Below are 17695 nucleotides of genomic sequence, written 5' to 3'. Positions count from 1 at the left end.
CAGCAATTCGCCGCGCGCGCGTTCGGCGAGCGCTCCCGGCGCGCCGCCTAACATCACCACTGCCGCGCCTTCGAAGACCAGTGCGTCGCGGCCACGCAGGACGGCAAGGCCTCGAAGGCGTAGATATCACGCCAAGCGCCGTAGCCTCATATCGTCCTTGTCCGTTGCGGCCGCGACATGATGCACCCATGGGTTGCAGGTAATATTAAACCTGTCAAAAAGGTGACGGAGAGACGTCTGCCCGAGCCGGTCGATTCGGGAAGCGTCGCTGCATTGCCTTCACGTCGGGTGGGGCGAGTGCAGGCAAGCCTCCCAACCCATGAAGCGGCGCCCATGAATCTCGAAGAAAAGCGTCTTGCAGTTACGCGTAAGCTCGTCGGGGAGGTCGCCGACAAACTTGGGGCGGATCTCAGTCTCGAATTGTGGAACGGCGAAGTTCTGCCGCTCGGGCCTCATGCCAGAGACGACATCCGCTTTGTGCTGCGCTCCCCCGAAGCGATACGCAGGATGTTGACGCGCCCGAGGCTGATGACGTTGTTCGAGCTATACGCTGAACAGGAAGTCGATATTGTCGGTGGAAGTCCTCTGCAGGCGGCAGAACGCTGGAATCACAGCAAGGCACTCGCCACAGGTCGGTCATTTCCCAAAATGAAGCTGTTGGGGTTTGCCACGCCATTCCTCTTTGGCCGGATGGCCAAGGCAGCCCCGCTGCCCAGCTTTGATGGCTCGGTCCCGATGCGCTATGCCAAGGGGCGGGACGACAAGGAGCTGATCCAGTTCCATTACGACGTCTCGAACGAGTTCTATCAATTGTTCCTGGATCCGGAGATGGTCTATTCGGCGGCTTATTTCCCGAGTCCGGAATCCTCGCTTGAAGATGCCCAGCAGACCAAGCTCGACCGCATCTGCCAGAAGCTTCAGTTGAAACCCGGTGACCGATTGCTCGACATCGGTTGCGGCTGGGGCGGGCTGGTCTGCCACGCTGCCCGGCATTACGGCGTCACGGCCTATGGCGTGACCCTGGCGCAGCGCCAGCTGGAATTCTGCCGCGCGAAAATCGAACGGGAGGGGCTGGGAGACCAGGTCGAGGTGGAATTGCGCGATTATCGCACCATCGAGCCATCGGGGCAGTTCGATGCGGTCGCGCAGATCGAGATGTTCGAGCATGTGGGGCTGAAGAATCACGACCGCCACTTCATCCACATGCGTGAACTGATGACGCCCGACGGCCGCTATCTCCACCAGGCCAGTGTTCGGCGTGCCTTGTTCGACATGTCCAAGTTCGGCCGGGAAACGGCCTATATGAGAGTCATCCGTCGCTATATTTTCCCGGGGGGCGAGATGGATCATATCGGCATGACCGCGACCAATCTGGAGCGGCATGGCTTCGAGATCCATGATATCGAGCCGATGCGCATGCATTTTCACCTGACCCTCAAGCACTGGGTCGACAATCTCTGGGCGAACCGGGAGAAGGCCAGCGCCATGGTCGGCTGGGAACGCACGAGGCTATGGCTGCTCTACCTGTCGATGTGCTGCATCAGCTTCCAGCGTGGCGGCATCAACGTGTTCCAGACCGTGGCAACCCGGCGCATCCACGGGCCGTCGATCTTGCCCTTGCGAAGAGCGGAGTGGTTTCAGGAAGCCTGAAATCCCTCTGTCTATCGCAAATGAGCCGACCCCCGGCTGCCGGGACGGCGAGGTCACCGGCCCGCAAGACGCAACAGCACCGGACTCGATTCAGGAATCAGGTCCGACGCTGCAAGGAGCTGTTGCCGCTTCGTTTTGGCAAAAACCGGTGTCCGCCTTTTGGCACGACGCTCTCTATAGTCTGAAGATGCGCTTGGGCAGCAATTCGCCCCGCTCGAGTTCGGCGAGCGCCACCAGCGTTCCGCCGGACATCACTGCCGCCACGCCTTCGAAGACCGGCGCGTCGCGGCCTCGCAGGATCACGCCCTGGCCGCGGGCAAGGCGGCTGGCGTCGTGCTGGGAAACCATCAGGGTCGGCAGGGCCTCGAGGGCGGTTTCCACCGGCAGCAGGGCTTCCGCCAGCGGGGGCAGGTCCGGCGTGCCTTCCTTCATGGCGCGCAATTCGTCGGGCGTAACCGCATCCTGCTCGTCGAAGGTACCGACCATGGCCCGGCGCAAAGCGGTGACATGTCCGTAGCAGCCGAGGTCGCGGCCGAGGTCGCGCGCCAGCGCCCTGACATAGGTGCCCTTGCCACATTCGGCCTCGAAAGTGGTGGTCTCGCCGGTAAATTCGACGATGCGCAGGGCATGAACCTCGATATTGCGGGCCTCGAGCTCAACCTCCTCGCCGTCACGCGCAAGGTCGTAGGCGCGCTCGCCATCCACCTTGATGGCGGAAAAACGCGGGGGGACCTGGCTGATCACGCCGGTGTAGCGGGGCAGCAAGGCTTCGATCTCTGCTTTTTCAGGCCTGAGGTCGGAGGTCGCCACCGGGCCGCCTTCGGTGTCGTCGGTGTTGGTCTCCACTCCCCAGGTGACGGTGAAGCGATAGACCTTGCGGCCGTCCATGACATAGGGGACCGTCTTGGTGGCTTCACCGAGGGCGATGGGCAGGATACCGGAGGCCAGGGGATCGAGCGTGCCGGCATGGCCCGCCTTCTTGGCGTTGAACACGCGCTTGACCACGGCGACGCCCTGGGTCGAGGTCATGCCGACGGGCTTGTCGAGGATGATCCAGCCATTGACCTCGACACGGGTTGAACGGGGCGCGTTCATGCCTCGTCCTCCTCCTGGCCGGGCAGCCTTTGCTCGAGATCGCGGCTGACTTGCGGCTGGCGCAGAAGGGTGTCGACCTTGGAGGCGTAATCGAAGGTCGTATCGATCAGGAAGCGGAAATTGGGCGCGTATTTCATGGTCACCCGCCGGGCGATCAGGCCGCGCAGATATTTGGCATGGGACGCGAGGGCCTTGATCACAGCCTCGCCATCCCCGCCGCCCAGCGGCATCACATAGACGGTGGCGACCTTGAGATCGGGTGACATCCTGACCTCAGGCACGGTGATGACCTTGCCTTCAAGCACGGGATCCACGATCTCGCCGCGCTGTAGGATCTCGGCGAGGGCGTGGCGGATCAGCTCGGCGACGCGCAACTGCCGCTGCGTGGGGGCCTTGGAGGAGGAGGGGGTAAGACGGGGCATCTTTGCTTTCGTTGAAGTTCCGTTGTTCCTCAGGTCCGGATCATAGCGCGGCTGCGCCGCTGCCAAAACCCGAGAAGCACGCAACCCAACGCCGAACCAGCGTTGAGAAGCATGTCTATGATATCAAGTTCGCGCGAAATACAGCCTTCCCCGACGGCAAAACTGTAAACCGGCTCGTCTGTCAGCGCTCCTAGCAGGCTGAAGAGCATCATCGCGGTTGCAGTCGACGCGACCAGGAATGAGAGCCAGGGTTGGCGCGAGAACCATGCTCCGACGACGCAGACAAGTACTACTGCGGTCCAACTATAGCGAAATAGTGCTGGACCATCATCAGGGCTCCATGCGTCACCGACAACCTTGTCGCAGACTTCGGCCAGAACTGGGACCGTCATCGCGAACCAGAGAGCAAGCCCGCGGAGCAAGACAGTGACGATGCCCAGTGGCATCGACATCAAAGAAGAGCGATCAAGACAGGGCATAGTTCTTAGTCCAGATCGCGCAGTCGCGAAGGAGCGGATTCATTCTTCATAAAACGGCAATGGCCGGGTTCCCCCGGCCATTGCGTAATTTTCTGCCGAGATCGATCAGAGCGTACGCTTGATTTCCTCGACGCGGTAGCACTCGATGACGTCGCCGGCGCGCATGTCCTGGTAGTTCTCGAAGGCCATGCCGCATTCCTGGCCGACCTGGACTTCCTTGACCTCGTCCTTGAAGCGCTTGAGCGTGGAGAGCTTGCCTTCGTGGATGACGACGTTGTCGCGGATGAGGCGGACATTGGCACCGCGCTCGACGTGGCCGTCGGTGACGCGGCAGCCCGCAACCTTGCCGACCTTCGTGATGTTGAACACCTCGAGGATCTGGGCATTGCCGAGGAACTCTTCGCGCAGCGTCGGAGCCAGCAGGCCGGAGAGCACGCCCTTCACGTCATCCACGAGGTTGTAGATGATGTTATAGTAGCGGATCTCGGTACCCGTCCGCTCGGAAGCCTCGCGGGCTTCCTTGTGGGCGCGGACGTTGAAGCCGATCACAGCGGCACCGGAGGCTTCCGCCAGACCGATGTCGGATTCGGTGATGCCACCGACACCCGAATGGATGACGCGGGCCTTGACCTCATCGTTACCCACCTTGTCGAGGGCACCGATGATGGCTTCCAACGAACCCTGCACGTCGGCCTTGACGACCAGCGGCAGTTCGCGGGCACCCGAGCCGGCCTTCACCGCCGCCATCATGTCGGCGAGCGTGCCGCGGCCTGTGCTCAGGCGCGCAGCGGTGTTCTCGCGCTTCTGACGCGTACGGTACTCGGTGATTTCGCGAGCACGGGCTTCGCTCTCGACCACGGCAACACGGTCACCGGCTTCCGGCGTTCCGTTGAAGCCGAGCACCTCGACCGGCAGGGACGGGCCGGCCTGGGGGATGGTGGCGCCGAGATCGTTGACCAGGGCACGCACGCGGCCCCACTCGGCACCGGCGACCACGATGTCACCGACCTTGAGCGTGCCGCGCTGCACCAGCACCGTCGCAACCGGGCCCCGGCCACGATCGAGCTTGGCTTCGATGACGGAGCCCTCGGCCGGACGATCCGGATTGGCTTGCAGGTTGAGAATTTCGGCCTGCAGCTGGATCATCTCCAGCAGCTTGTCGAGATTGGTGCGCTGCTTGGCCGAAACATCCACCTCGATGGTCTCACCGCCCATCGATTCCACCTGGATGTTGTGCTGCAGCAGTTCGGTGCGCACGCGTTCCGGCTTGGCGTCGGGCTTGTCGATCTTGTTGATCGCCACGATCAGCGGCACTTTCGCCGCCGTCGCGTGATTGATGGCTTCCACCGTCTGCGGCATGACGCCATCATCGGCCGCGACCACCAGCACCACGATATCCGTCACCTTGGCGCCGCGGGCACGCATGGCCGTGAAGGCGGCGTGGCCGGGCGTATCGATGAAGGTGATCTTGCCGCCGAGCGGCGAGGTCACCTGATAGGCGCCGATATGCTGGGTGATGCCGCCGGCTTCGCCGGAGACGACATTGGCGGAGCGGATCGCGTCGAGCAGCGAAGTCTTGCCGTGGTCGACATGGCCCATGATGGTCACGACCGGCGGGCGCGACTCCAGATGATCGTCGATGTCGGCCGTATCGAACAGGCCCTCCTCGACGTCGGCTTCCGACACGCGCTTGGCCGTATGGCCGAGCTCCTCGACGATCAACTGCGCCGTATCGGCGTCGATGACGTCGTTGATCTTCTTCATCTCGCCCTGCTTCATCAGCAGGCGAATGACGTCGACCGCGCGTTCCGACATGCGGTTGGCGAGTTCCTGGATGGTGATCGCTTCCGGAATCACCACTTCGCGCATGATCTTTTCCTTGGCCTCGACATGGCGATGGCCGGTCATGCGCTGGGTACGGCGACGGAAGGAGGCGACGGAGCGCGTACGCTCGTCCTGTTCACCCGTGGCGCTGGTCACGGTCAGTCGGCCGCGACCCTTCTGCTCGGTCGTGCGCGGTGTAGCCTCACGGCGAGGGGGAGCGGCGCCGGCACGACCGGGACCGCCGGGACCACGACGTACGCCACGGGCGCCATCATCGTCTTCGACCACGGCACGAGCGCGCGGCGGACCACCGACATTGCGGCCCGCGGGCGGCGTGATTGCCGGTTCGGACGGAGCAAAGGCGGAAGCACCGCGATTGGCCCCGAAGCCACCACCGCCGGGACGACGGTCGCCAAAGCTGGAACCACCTTCGCGCGGCGGGCCGCGACGGTCGCCAAAGCCGGTACCGCCTTCGCGCGGCGGGCCACGGCGTTCGCCAAAGCCGGCACCACCCTCACGCGGCGGACCACGACGGTCACCGAGGCCGGCACCGCCTTCACGCGGCGGACCACGGCGTTCACCTGCTGGCCCGGCACCGCCTTCACGCGGACGCCGATCGCCAAAGGAACTGCCGCCTTCGCGGGGCGGCCGCCGATCGCCGGGACCTTCGCGCCGGTCGCCATAGCCACCCGGCCGAGCCGGTGCAGCCCCCTCGCGGGGCGCAGGCGCGGCTTCGCCCAAATGGCGGCGTGCCTCGGCCTCGCCATGGCGGCGGGTTTCTTCCTCGCGGCGATGACGCTCATCTTCTTCGCGCTTGCGGATTTCGGCCGCCTTGCGCTCTTCCTCGCGGCGGACTTCCTCGGCCGCGCGGCGCACGGCTTCCTCGGCCGCGCGCTTGCGCTCCTCGGCTTCGCGGACACGGGCTTCGGCCAGCACACGCGTGCGGGCGTCCATTTCCTCGTTCGACAGCGTGCGCAGAACCATGCCGGCGCCGGGCCGGCCCGGGCGCTGGCCCTGGGGCCGACCGGACGGCGACTGTCCGGGGCGTCCACCCTGCTGAGGTGCGCCTGGACGTCCCTGCGTCTGAGTAGCCTGACGGGGGGCCACAGGAGCGGCCGGAGCCGGAGCCGCGGGGCGGGGAGCCGCCGGTGCCGCTGCAGCCGGAGCCGGGGCTGCGGGGCGCGGCGCCGGTGTTTCCACCTGCGGTGCGGGAGCGGGTGCCTGTGCAGGAGCGGCAGCCGCCGGAGCGGCTGGCTTCTCGGCAACGACCGGCGCAGGCTGAACGGGTGCAGGCTGAACGGGCGCGGGCGCCGGAGCCTTGGGCGCTTCCACCGGGCGCGGCGCGGGCGCCGGTTCGGCGGCCCGGGGGGGCGGAACCGGCTGGGGCGCTGCTGCTGCCGGAGGAGGCACCGGCCGCGGTGGCGGCGCAGCAGGCGGCGGCGCGGCAGGCGGAGTAACGGGGCCTGACGGACGGCGCTTCACCGTCTCGACGACGACAGTCTTCGAGCGGCCATGCGAAAAGCTCTGGCGAACCGTATCCGGCGCGCTCGAGGGCCGCTTCAGCGTCAGCGTCTTGGTGGGCGTAACAGTCAGCGTATCGCCCGGGTTTTTCGTATCAGTCATTCCGTGCCAAATCCTGCGGGTCGCCCCGTTTCATTCGATAGTTCAGCTGACGTCGTCGCCGTCTCGCGACGGGGCGGCATCTTGCGTTGAGGGTTCGTCGTCCGCCTGCAGCGGGGCTTCGGAGGATGGACGTGGCTCAGCCGAGGCCAGTCCGCCATCCTGCCAGAAAGCAAGCGCTGCAACGCGATCCAGGAAACCGGTAACCGCCGGGCCCGCGCAGAGCGCAGCATGTATCACATTTGTCCGCCCTAATGCCAAATCCAAATGGGCAGAATCGAAAATCGTAATGAAGTTAGGTGCATTTTTATCCCAATAGGCCCGTTTGACGGCTTGTGCAAGCTTGCGGCCGCCATCTTCGGCCCCATCACGCGCTTGAATCAGGGCCACGAGGCGCCGTGAAACGCGTTCGGATTCGATTGCATTCATTACTTTGGCGAAGCCGGAGAGGACGAGTCCGGCCTTATTGGCGAAGCTTAGCATGTCGAGCGCCGCCTTCTGCAACAGCCGCTCGATGATGCCTGGCAGATCGGCCGGCACTTCGACCGGTCGTTTGAGCAGGCGGGCGAAGGCCCGCTTGCGCATGGCTTCCTGCACGCTAGCCCTGTTGGCGGTGACCCAGACGCCGCGTCCAGGCAGGACGCGTTTGAGATCCGGGGTCAGGGTGCCGTCGGGCGCTGCGACCAGGCGTATCAGCGTGTCGACAGGACGTACGAGGCGCGTAGCCGCGCACAGGCGCTCGCGCGCCCGGCGGTCATCGTCTTCCTCGATGCGCTCTGTCAACACGAGGGGTCATGCTCCATGCTCGGAGAGTGTAGAAGCTTCCTCGTCGGCAGCCTCTTCCTCGGCAGTCTCTTCCTCGGCTTGGGCCGGAGCCTCGACCCAGCCGGCCTTGACGCGGGCGGCCATGATGATCGCCTCGGCCTCGTCACGGCTGAGCTCGAAGCCGTCGAGATAGCCGGCATGCTTGGTGGTCTCGCCGTCCTTGCGCTCAGTCCAGCCGACGAGATCGTCAGTGGCGCAGCCGGCAAGGTCCTCGACGGACTTCACGTCGTTCTCGCCCAGCGCCACCATCATGGCGGTGGAGATGCCTTCGACCGTCTTCAACTCATCTTCCACGCCCAACGCCTTGCGCTTGGCATCGAACTCTTCCTCGACCGCGGTGAGGTAGTCGCGGGCGCGGGTCTGGATCTCGCCGGCGGTTTCCTCGTCGAAGCCTTCGATCGACGACACGTCGGAAGGGTCGACATAGGCGACTTCCTCAACCGTGCGGAAGCCTTCGGAGGCGAGCAACTGGCCGACGACCTCGTCGACGTTCAGGGCGGTCATGAAGGTCTGGGTGCGCTGCACGAATTCCTTCTGGCGACGCTCGCTCTCCTCGGCCTCGGTGAGGATGTCGATGTCCCAGCCGGTGAGCTGGGAGGCCAGGCGCACATTCTGGCCGCGGCGGCCGATGGCCAGCGAAAGCTGGGCTTCGGGTACGACGACCTCGATCTTCTCGGAATCCTCGTCGAGCACCACCTTCGACACTTCGGCCGGCTGCAGCGCGTTGACGATGAAGGTGGCGACGTCGGGCGACCAGGGGATGATGTCGATCTTCTCACCCTGCAGTTCGCCGACCACCGCCTGCACGCGCGAACCGCGCATACCGACGCAGGCGCCGACCGGATCGATGGAGGAATCGCGCGAGATCACGGCGATCTTGGCGCGCGAACCGGGGTCGCGGGCCACCGCCTTCACCTCGATCACGCCGTCATAGATCTCCGGTACTTCCTGCTCGAAGAGCTTGGACATGAAATGGGGATGGGTGCGCGACAGGAAGACCTGAGGGCCACGCTGCTCGCGACGCACGTCGAAGAGATAGGCGCGGATGCGGTCGCCGGGGCGGAAGACCTCGCGCGGCAGCAATTCGTCGCGGCGTACCACGGCTTCGCCGCGGCCGAGATCGACGACGACATTGCCATATTCCACGCGCTTGACCAGGCCGTTCACCACGGTGCCGACGCGGTCCTTGAACTCGTCGAACTGGCGATCACGCTCGGCCTCGCGCACCTTCTGCACGATGACCTGCTTGGCCGACTGGGCGGCGATGCGGCCGAAATCGAAGGGCGGCAGGGTTTCGGCGATCCAGTCATCGATCTGGGCAGCCGGATTCTTGCGGCGTGCATCCTCGAGCAGGATCTGGACGGCGTCGTTCTCGATCTGGTCAACCACCTGCAGCAGGCGCGACAAGCGGATCTCGCCGGTCTTGGGATTGATCTCGGCCCGGACTTCCGTCTCCTGACCGTAACGGGAGCGGGCGGCCTTCTGAATTGCGTCTTCCATCGCGGCGAGCACGATCTGACGATCGATCACCTTCTCGCGGGCGACGGCGTCGGCAATCTGCAATAGTTCCAGGCGGTTCGCGCTGACGGCCATGATTCTTTCCTCTCAGCGGGTTTTTGGTTGTCTATGCGGCTTCTTGGACGGCGTCTCCGGATCGGAGGTTTCGTCCGATTCCAGTTCGTCCGCTTCCAGCTCCGACGTTTCTTGAGCCTCGAGTTGCGCGGCCAGCGCCTTGGAGGCGACCTTGGCGCGGCGCAGCGATTCCGTCACCAGCGCGTCGGTCAGGATGAGATGGGCTTCGCTCATCTCGTCGACCTTCAACTCCACATCGGTGGCCTCACCGGGACCGGCATCGACACGGCGAATCTTTGCCTTGCTGCCTTCGGCGCCCAGCAGGATGCCCCGGAAACGGCGGCGACCGGCCACGATCAGGGTCATCTCGATCTTGGCTTCATGCCCGGCCCAGCGCTGGAAGTCGCTGACGCGCACCAGCGGGCGATCGATCCCCGGCGACGAGACTTCCAGGTGATAGGCCTTGCCGACCGGATCATCGACGTCGAGGACGGGTGAGAGCGTCTTGGAGATCAGCTCACAATCGTCCACCGTCATGGTGCCGTCGGGCCGTTCGGCCATGATCTGCACGGTGCCGCCATTATTGCCGTTGAGGCGTACCCGCACGAGGCGGAAGCCGAGTGGCATAATGGTGCGCTCGGTGATCTCTGCCACGCGTGCGGCAACGCCCGTCTCGGTGAGACGGCGCGGTTCGTTCAACGCGTCAGCCGACGAATCGGCCTTGCTGACAATGGCTTCGGGTTCGTTCACGCAACCCTCGAAACAAAAAGAGCGGGTCCCGGGTGGGGCCCACTCTCAAAACCAACGATCAAGTAGACCGTCTATGAGATGTCTCATCGAGACAAACGCAATATAGGGATTTTTCGTCGCCATGCAAGGAAGGAATCGTTCACCTTGTTGACGGGCGCGCTTCGGATCCCTTGCTTCAGTAAAAGACCCCGGCGACCAGTGCCACATCCATGACGCTCAATCTGTACCATTGATCATCCAATACGATGTGCAGCGTATCTTGGCGAGCGGTGAAAAGCTGCGCCGGTCGTTCGCGGCTGAAGCCCAGATCGAGATCGTAGGCAGCAAGGGTCTTGATCTCGTGCTTGTCGCATCGGAACAGTACGAGGCGATGGCTTTCTTGCGCATAGCCGCCGGCCAGCAGACCGAAGTGACGATCGATGGCGATAGCCTTGGCGCCCTCGATCGCGTTGGGCCGGAGCCGGTGAGTCCCAGACAGGTCGATGCTGAGAATGGGGAAGTCCGTGTAGCAACAGCTCCAGACCTGCCTGCGTCCGACATTGAGCGCATAGCAGTCGACCATGGCAAAGTCTGTGGTGGCGACGCCCTGTGACCAGAGGGCCCTTCCACCTATATCGAAGCGCATCAGGCCGCTGGGCGCCATGCCGGGGCCGCCGCGGCTCCAGGCGCGATTGTCGAGAGCACCCTCGTCCCAATATCCGCACCAGATCTTGCCTTCGCCGTCGCATTGCAGGTGTTCGATGGCATCGGAAAATGGGCTGGTTCCGTCTGCCTTTCGCCGTCGAAGATCGATAGCCGGCCCAACGTCGGAGCGCTTTTGAGAAACGATTCACGGCCCTGCCTGGCGATATCGTGGCTGGTTTCGAGGCAGATCAGCCGGCCGTCGCTGCTGACGGCGTAATCGAATTCGAACCAGTCGGGTCCGCGCGGGGGCAGGGAGACGGCGCTCGACGGCGCGATCTTCGGCCTCGTCCCGGTGCCGGTCACGTTTTCACCCATCCGGCGCTCTCGCGCTCGTCGAGCGCGCCCTTCAGCGTGGTCAGTTGTTGCGAGGCAGCGTTGCCCTGCATCAACTGGAGCAGCAGCTTCGCCCCGGTCGATCCGAGGTCGAAACGCGGCTGGCGAATGGTCGTCAGGGTCGGCTCGACGAAATCGCCGAGTTCGATGCCGTCGAAGCCGATGATGGAAACGTCCTGGGGTACCCTGAGCCCACCCCTGCGGATGGTCGTCATGAAGGCGATCGCCATTTCGTCGCTGGTGGCGACCACCCCGGTCGGCCGGCGCTCCAGCGCCAGAAAAGCCTTGCCCGAGGCGACGCCGGAGGCGAAATCATAATTGCCCTCGAAGCGCACGAAATCATCGGGCCCGAGGCCGGCGGCGGCGATTTCGGCCTGGAATCCGGCATAGCGATGGCGCTCGTTGTAATTGCCCTTCGGGCCGGCGAGATAGGCCAGATGCCGGTGGCCCCTGTCGAGGAGATAGCGCGTCTGGGCCTGGCAGCAGATCTCGTCGTCGACCACCACGGCCGGTATGCCGGCAACATCGGTCTCCGCGCAGATGCCGACGATGGGAATGCCTGAATCGGCGATGGTGCGCCCGGCATGCGAGGGCACGGTGCTCGCAAGCACCAGCGCTCCGTCGATATGGCCCCCGAAAACGAGGTCGACCAGATATTTCTCCTTGCCGTCGATGCTATCGAGATTGCCCATCAGCACGGCATAGCCAGCCTGGGACAGAGCGGTGTCGATCCCCCGCAGCACCTCGCTGAAGAAGGGCGGATTGCGCCGGGGGCCGACCACCACCAGCACGCTGCGCGAGGAGCCGGCGCGCAACTGCCGGGCGGCGCTGTTGGGCGTGTAACCGAGCTCGCGCACGGCCGCGAGCACACGCTCGCGCGTTTCCGTCTGCACCCGATCCGGAAAGGTGAGGGCACGGCTGACCGTGGCCGTCGAGACCCCCGCGGCGCGGGCCACGTCGCCGATGCGGATCTTGGAGACGTCGCGCAACGCGCGTCTTTGAATGCGTTTGGCTCGTTCTTTGGCGGGCGGCATCAGACTACCGTACTCTAACCTGTTGACGAAACTTCGTAAAAGTCACGTCATCTGCTCGTTGCGGGTGCGACCGGAGCCCTGCGCCGATCCCCTTGACACGAACGCCGATCGCAATCAATATCCCGGCGCATGCAATCGATTACATAAGCACAGCATGCGATCCTTCAGGGAGGATGTCCATGGAAAAATTGAGGGCGATTCTGCAGCGGGCTCCGGCGCGCTCGATGCTTGCCGGTGCGCTTGTCGCGCTGGCGTTTGCCGGGCAGGGCATTTCCGGGCAGGCCATGGCTCAGGACAAGCCCAAGGCCGAGGTGATGCATTGGTGGACTTCCGGCGGCGAGGCCGCCGCCGTGAAGGTCTTCGCCGACCAGTACACCAAGGCCGGGGGCATTTGGGTCGACTCGGCTGTTGCCGGCGGCCAGGCCGCGCGCTCGGCTGCAATCAACCGTATCGTCGGTGGCAATCCGCCCACTGCCTCGCAGTTCAACACCGGCAAGCAGTTCGACGATCTGGTCAGCCAGAGCCTGCTCAATACCGTCGACCAGGTTGCCGAGGAAGGCAACTGGAAGTCCTTCCTGCCGCCTTCCTTCATCGCAGCCGCGAGCCGCGAGGGCCATATGTATGCCGTTCCGGTGAACGTGCATGGCCAGAACTGGGCCTTCTATTCCAAGGAAGTGCTCGACAAGTCCGGTGTCACCACAGTGCCGACCAGCTGGGACGATTTCTTCGTGGCTCTCGACAAGATCAAGGCGGCCGGCTTTATCCCGCTGGCACAGGGCGGCGAGCCCTGGCAGGAGCGGCTGCTGTTCAATGTCGTGCTGCAATCGGTCAGCAAGGACACGTTCATGCGGCTCTATGCCAAGAACGATGCCACCGCTATCGATACACCCGAGTTCAAGAAATCGGCCGAGATTTTCGGCAAGTTGCGTGCCTACACCGATGCCGGGTCGCCGGGACGCAACTGGAACGATACCACGGCTCTGCTGATCACCAACAAGGCCGGCGTGCAGTTCATGGGCGATTGGGCCAAGGGTGAATTCAAGGCGGCGAACAAGGAGGCCGGCAAGGATTTCTATTGCCAGATCGGCATCGACGATAAGGAGCTGGTGATCGGCGGCGACGTCTTCGTCTTCCCCAAGACCACCGACGCGGCCCAGCTCAAGGCGCAGAACCTCCTCGCTTCGACCATGCTGTCGCCTGAGACCCAGGTGTTGTTCAATATTCAGAAGGGCTCGATGCCGGTGCGCACCGATGTCGATGCCAGCAAGTTCGACCCGTGTGCGCAGAAAGGCATGAAGCTCCTCGCCGATCCCGCGCATCAGACGCCGGTGGTCGACATGCTGTCCAGCGCCGATCTGATCGGCGCGCTCGAGGATGTCGTCACCAATTTCTGGAACGACAAGGGCCAGACCCCGGAAGACTTCACCGCCAAATTCGCGAATGCGCTGAAGTCGGCGCAGTAGGCTCCTACAGGCGGGTCCTCGGACCCGCCTGCCCGACGCACGGACAAGCCGGTCTCGCTCCATCTCGCGGCGGAGCCGAGAAGACCGGCCCCCATTCTCACCACAAGATGGATCCTGAAGGAGGTCGCAATGGCCGAACCTGCAAGATTGTCGCGTCCAAATCGTCGTCCTCGCCGACTGAGCATGGCGGCATTGGCCTTGATACCGGCCTGGATCATCGTCGTAGCCGCCTATATCGGCACGGTTATCTGGACGATCGTCATCTCCTTCACCGGTTCCAAGTTGCTGCCGGTCTACAATTTTGTCGGTTTCGATCAGTATGTCCGGTTGTTTGCCTCGGATCGCTGGCAGGTTTCGGTGTGGCACCTGGCCGTCTTTGGCGTGCTCTTCATCATCTGCTGCCTGATCGTGGGCTTCTTGCTGGCGGTGGCGCTCGACCAGAAGATCCGCTTCGAGAACACGTTCCGCACCATCTTCCTCTATCCCTATGCGATGTCCTTCATCGTCACGGGCCTGGTCTGGCAGTGGCTGATGAACCCCAATCTCGGCATCCAGAACACGGTGCGCAACTGGGGTTGGACGAGCTTCACCTTTGACTGGGCGGTGAATTCGAATCTCGCCGTGTTTGCACTGGTGATTGCCGCGATCTGGCAGGCCTCGGGCCTGGTAATGGCGCTGATGCTGGCGGGGCTGCGCGGGGTGGATACGGAGTTGTGGAAGGCGGCGAAGATTGACCGTATCCCAACCTGGCGGGTCTATGTCTCCATCGTCCTACCGATCCTGACCCCCACCATCACCACGGCGACGGTGCTGCTTTCGATCGCGGTGATCAAGGTTTATGACCTCGTAGTCGCCCTCACCAATGGCGGGCCGGGCACGGCCTCCGAAATGCCGGCCAAATTCGTGATGGACAATCTCGGCCAGCGCCAGAACATCGGCCTCGCCACGGCGGCCTCGACCGTGATGCTGATCACGGTGATCTGCGTGATCTCGCCCTGGCTCTACCACACTTATTTCCGCCGGCAGTCGAGGAGGCCGGCATGAGCGCCCTCGAGACGCAACGCGGGCGCAAACCCTCCCGCCTTACCCCCGGCCGCATCGGCCTCTACATCTTTCTCGTCGTCGCCGCTGCCTTCTTCCTGCTGCCGGCCGTGGTGATGGTGCTGACGTCGCTCAAGACTATGGACGAGATCCGTCAGGGCCAGATCTTCGCCCCACCACAGGCCTTCGACCTCACGGCCTGGCGCACGGCCTGGTCGAGTGCGTGCACGGGCCTGGCCTGCAATGGCATCAGCGTTGGCTTCCTCAATTCGGCGAAGATCCTCATTCCGAGCGTGGCGATCTCCATCGCCGCCGGCGCTATCAACGGCTACGCCCTGTCGCTATGGAACGTGCGCTACGCCAACCTCCTGTTCGGCATTCTTCTGGTCGGCGCCTTCATTCCCTATCAGGTCTTCATCTATCCGCTGGTGCGCATCTCCTCGCTCGCCAACATCTTCCAGACCCTGCCCTGCATCGTGATCGTGCACACCATCTTCGGCATGCCGCTGATGACGCTGATCTTCCGCAATTATTATGCGAGCCTGCCGGTCGAATTGTTCAAGGCGGCGCGCGTGGATGGCGGCGGCTTCTGGCAGATCTTCTTCCACGTCATCCTGCCGATGTCGACGCCGATGCTGATCGTCGCCGCCATCCTGCAGGTCACCGGCATCTGGAATGACTTCATCCTCGGCCTCACCTTCGCGGGCGGCGCCAATTCGCCGATGACGGTACAGCTCAACAACATCGTCAATTCGACCACGGGCGAGCGGGCCTACAATGTCAACATGGCGGCGACCCTGCTCACGGCCGCCGTACCGCTCGTCGTCTACTTCATCTCCGGTCGTTGGTTCGTGCGCGGTATCGCCGCCGGCGCGGTCAAGGGGTAAGCATCATGAACGTTTCCGCGAATACATCTGCCTCGGTGAAGGACGTCTCGGTCTCGGTGAAGGATCTGGCGATCCGCTACGGCGCGGTGGCTGTCATCGACGATCTCCAGCTCGACATCCGCCAGGGCGAGTTCATCGTGCTGCTCGGGCCCTCGGGCTGCGGCAAGTCCACCTTGCTCAATGCCATCGCCGGCCTCCTGGAGATCAGCGATGGCGAGATCTGGATTTCGGGCAAGAACGTTACCTGGGCCGAGCCGGCCGATCGCGGCATCGGCATGGTGTTCCAGTCCTACGCGCTCTATCCGCGCATGAGCGTGGAGGGCAACATGTCCTTCGGCCTGAAAATGGCTCGCGTGCCCAAGACCGAGATTGCCGAGCGCGTCGCCAAGGCCTCCAAGCTCCTGCAACTCGATGCCTTGCTCCAGCGAAAGCCTTCCGAATTGTCGGGCGGCCAGCGCCAGCGCGTCGCCATCGGCCGCGCTCTGGTGCGCAATGTCGACGTCTTCCTGTTCGACGAACCCCTGTCCAATCTCGACGCCAAGCTGCGTAACGAACTGAGGGTGGAGATCAAGAAGCTCCACCAAAGCCTCGGCAACACCATGATTTACGTCACGCATGACCAGATCGAGGCGTTGACCCTGGCCGACCGCATCGCCGTGATGAAGGGCGGCGTCATCCAGCAACTCGCCAGCCCGCTTGAGATCTATCACAAGCCGGCCAACCAGTTCGTGGCTGGCTTCATCGGCTCGCCCGGCATGAATTTCATCGAGGGCCAGCTTTCGGGGGCGCCGGGACACTGGCGTTTCGAGGCGGATGGCGAGAGCATCGACCTTGCGGCCTATGCGTTCTCGGTGGAACCGGGTGTGCGCAAGGCCGTGCTTGGCATTCGGCCCGAGCATATCGACGTCGGCCCTGCATCGGCGGGAAGACATGCCGCCCGCGGCAGGATCGACATCGTCGAGCCGATGGGCGCCGAGACGGTGCTGTGGACCAGCTTTGCCGGGAAGCCCGCCACCATTCGCGTCGACGGCGACAATGAAAGCGGGCCCGGCGACGAGATCGGTTTTCATTTCGACGTCGGGCGTGCCTCGCTGTTCGACGCGGAAAGCGGAGAGCGCCTGTGAAAAAGCCCGGCCGCGATTGCCACCCAACCCGTTGATTTTTCTCATTTCATGAAAGGATCTGTCATGGCTCTGCAATATCCCCTGTCTTTCCAGCTCTATTCGGGCCGCAACTTCCCGCCACTCGAGGGGCAGCTCAGGACGATCGCCGAGGCTGGCTTCAGCAATGTCGAGCCCTACGGCGCCTTCTACCAGGACGTGCCCGCCGCTGCCCGCCTGTTCAAGGAGTTCGGCCTGACGGCCAAGAGCGGCCATTTCGGTATCGATGGCCTGGAGGCCGATCTCGACGGCAATCTGCGCATCGCCGAAGCGCTCGGCATCGGCACGATCGTGGCGCCCTATCTGATGCCCGATGCCCGCCCCAGGGATGCGGCGGGCTGGAAGGCATTCGGCAATCGCTTGGCGGCGGTGGCGCGCAAGGCCGGTGAGGCCGGTTACACCTTTGCCTGGCATAACCATGATTTCGAGTTCATCGCCCTGCCGGATGGCTCCTATCCGATCGAACATCTGCTGGTCGACGGCGTGAAATGGGAAGCGGATATCGCCTGGATCGTGCGGGCCAATGCCGATCCCAAGCCCTGGATCGCGCGCTATGGCGCCATCATGCCGCTTGTCCACGTCAAGGACATCGCGCCGGCCGGCGAGAAGGTCAACGAGGATGGCTGGGCCGATGTCGGCACCGGCGTGGTCGACTGGGCGACGATCTGGCCGCTCTGTGTGGCTGCAGGCGCCGAGATCATGGTCGCCGAGCACGACAATCCCTCTGACCTCAGGCGTTTTGCCACGGTGAGTGCCGAGGCGATGCGCAAGCTCGCCGGAGTGTGAGCGGGAAAAGCTGTTATCCCCGGCGCCACCACAGGCGGCGGGAAGGGGATCCAGGGGCACAGATCGAGCC

General features: G+C 63.9%; 16 protein-coding genes. 6 read left to right on the top strand and 10 right to left on the bottom strand.

Annotated features, from left to right (window positions below):
* Nucleotides 1-177: 177 nt before the first annotated feature.
* Nucleotides 178-1650, top strand: coding sequence for a class I SAM-dependent methyltransferase (locus tag ACN6KF_RS17580; RefSeq protein WP_434958082.1), 1473 nt, complete (start codon nt 178-180; stop codon nt 1648-1650).
* Nucleotides 1651-1824: 174 nt separating this feature from the next.
* On the opposite strand, the gene truB is transcribed toward ACN6KF_RS17580, so the two are convergent.
* The 10 genes from truB to ACN6KF_RS17530 all read right to left on the bottom strand — a co-directional run bounded on the left by truB (nt 1825) and on the right by ACN6KF_RS17530 (nt 12288).
* The gene (gene truB / locus ACN6KF_RS17575) at nt 1825-2745 is read right to left on the bottom strand and encodes a tRNA pseudouridine(55) synthase TruB (protein WP_434958081.1); all 921 of its coding nucleotides are present in this window, start codon (nt 2743-2745) and stop codon (nt 1825-1827) included.
* Nucleotides 2742-3167, bottom strand: a complete 426-nt coding sequence (gene rbfA, locus ACN6KF_RS17570; RefSeq protein WP_434958080.1) for a 30S ribosome-binding factor RbfA — start codon at nt 3165-3167, stop codon at nt 2742-2744. The genes truB and rbfA overlap by 4 nt, the downstream gene beginning before the upstream one ends.
* 29 nt (nt 3168-3196) lie before the next feature.
* Entirely contained in the window at nt 3197-3646 is a 450-nt protein-coding gene (locus tag ACN6KF_RS17565; protein WP_434958079.1) for a hypothetical protein, read from the bottom strand.
* Nucleotides 3647-3751: 105 nt separating this feature from the next.
* Nucleotides 3752-7093, bottom strand: a complete 3342-nt coding sequence (gene infB / locus ACN6KF_RS17560) for a translation initiation factor IF-2 (RefSeq protein ID WP_434958078.1) — start codon at nt 7091-7093, stop codon at nt 3752-3754.
* A gap of 42 nt (nt 7094-7135) precedes the next feature.
* Entirely contained in the window at nt 7136-7876 is a 741-nt protein-coding gene (locus tag ACN6KF_RS17555) for an RNA-binding protein (protein ID WP_434958077.1), read from the bottom strand.
* A 6-nt stretch (nt 7877-7882) separates the two neighbouring features.
* A complete protein-coding gene (gene nusA / locus ACN6KF_RS17550; RefSeq protein ID WP_434958076.1) occupies nt 7883-9508 on the bottom strand; it encodes a transcription termination factor NusA in 1626 nt (541 codons plus the stop codon).
* A 12-nt stretch (nt 9509-9520) separates the two neighbouring features.
* Nucleotides 9521-10237: a ribosome maturation factor RimP gene (gene rimP / locus ACN6KF_RS17545; protein ID WP_434958075.1), complete on the bottom strand. Its 717-nt coding sequence runs from the start codon at nt 10235-10237 to the stop codon at nt 9521-9523.
* A 175-nt stretch (nt 10238-10412) separates the two neighbouring features.
* Nucleotides 10413-10880 carry a hypothetical protein gene (locus tag ACN6KF_RS17540; protein WP_434958074.1) on the bottom strand — a complete coding sequence of 156 codons (468 nt, stop codon included), beginning with the start codon at nt 10878-10880 and terminating at the stop codon, nt 10413-10415.
* Nucleotides 10862-11224, bottom strand: coding sequence for a hypothetical protein (locus ACN6KF_RS17535; protein ID WP_434958073.1), 363 nt, complete (start codon nt 11222-11224; stop codon nt 10862-10864). Before ACN6KF_RS17535 ends, ACN6KF_RS17540 begins: the two co-directional genes overlap by 19 nt.
* Nucleotides 11221-12288: a LacI family DNA-binding transcriptional regulator gene (locus ACN6KF_RS17530; protein ID WP_434958072.1), complete on the bottom strand. Its 1068-nt coding sequence runs from the start codon at nt 12286-12288 to the stop codon at nt 11221-11223. Before ACN6KF_RS17530 ends, ACN6KF_RS17535 begins: the two co-directional genes overlap by 4 nt.
* A 179-nt stretch (nt 12289-12467) precedes the next feature.
* Between ACN6KF_RS17530 and ACN6KF_RS17525 the strand changes: the two genes are divergently transcribed.
* From ACN6KF_RS17525 to ACN6KF_RS17505, 5 genes are all read left to right on the top strand, one after another.
* Nucleotides 12468-13751 (top strand): ABC transporter substrate-binding protein, encoded by a 1284-nt coding sequence (locus ACN6KF_RS17525; protein ID WP_434958071.1) that lies wholly within the window; start codon nt 12468-12470, stop codon nt 13749-13751.
* Between the two features lie 129 nt (nt 13752-13880).
* Nucleotides 13881-14795, top strand: coding sequence for a carbohydrate ABC transporter permease (locus ACN6KF_RS17520; RefSeq protein WP_434958070.1), 915 nt, complete (start codon nt 13881-13883; stop codon nt 14793-14795).
* Nucleotides 14792-15679 carry a carbohydrate ABC transporter permease gene (locus ACN6KF_RS17515; protein ID WP_434958069.1) on the top strand — a complete coding sequence of 296 codons (888 nt, stop codon included), beginning with the start codon at nt 14792-14794 and terminating at the stop codon, nt 15677-15679. The genes ACN6KF_RS17520 and ACN6KF_RS17515 overlap by 4 nt, the downstream gene beginning before the upstream one ends.
* Before the next feature lie 5 nt (nt 15680-15684).
* A complete protein-coding gene (locus tag ACN6KF_RS17510; RefSeq protein WP_434958068.1) occupies nt 15685-16803 on the top strand; it encodes an ABC transporter ATP-binding protein in 1119 nt (372 codons plus the stop codon).
* Between the two features lie 63 nt (nt 16804-16866).
* Nucleotides 16867-17625: a sugar phosphate isomerase/epimerase family protein gene (locus tag ACN6KF_RS17505; protein WP_434958067.1), complete on the top strand. Its 759-nt coding sequence runs from the start codon at nt 16867-16869 to the stop codon at nt 17623-17625.
* Nucleotides 17626-17695 lie beyond the last annotated feature (70 nt).

Origin of the sequence: Labrys methylaminiphilus subsp. lupini (genome assembly GCF_051161885.1) — a bacterium.
Lineage (GTDB): Bacteria > Pseudomonadota > Alphaproteobacteria > Rhizobiales > Labraceae > Labrys.
The sequence above is the reverse complement of the archived record's forward strand: the minus strand, read 5'-3'. Positions and strand labels throughout refer to the sequence as shown.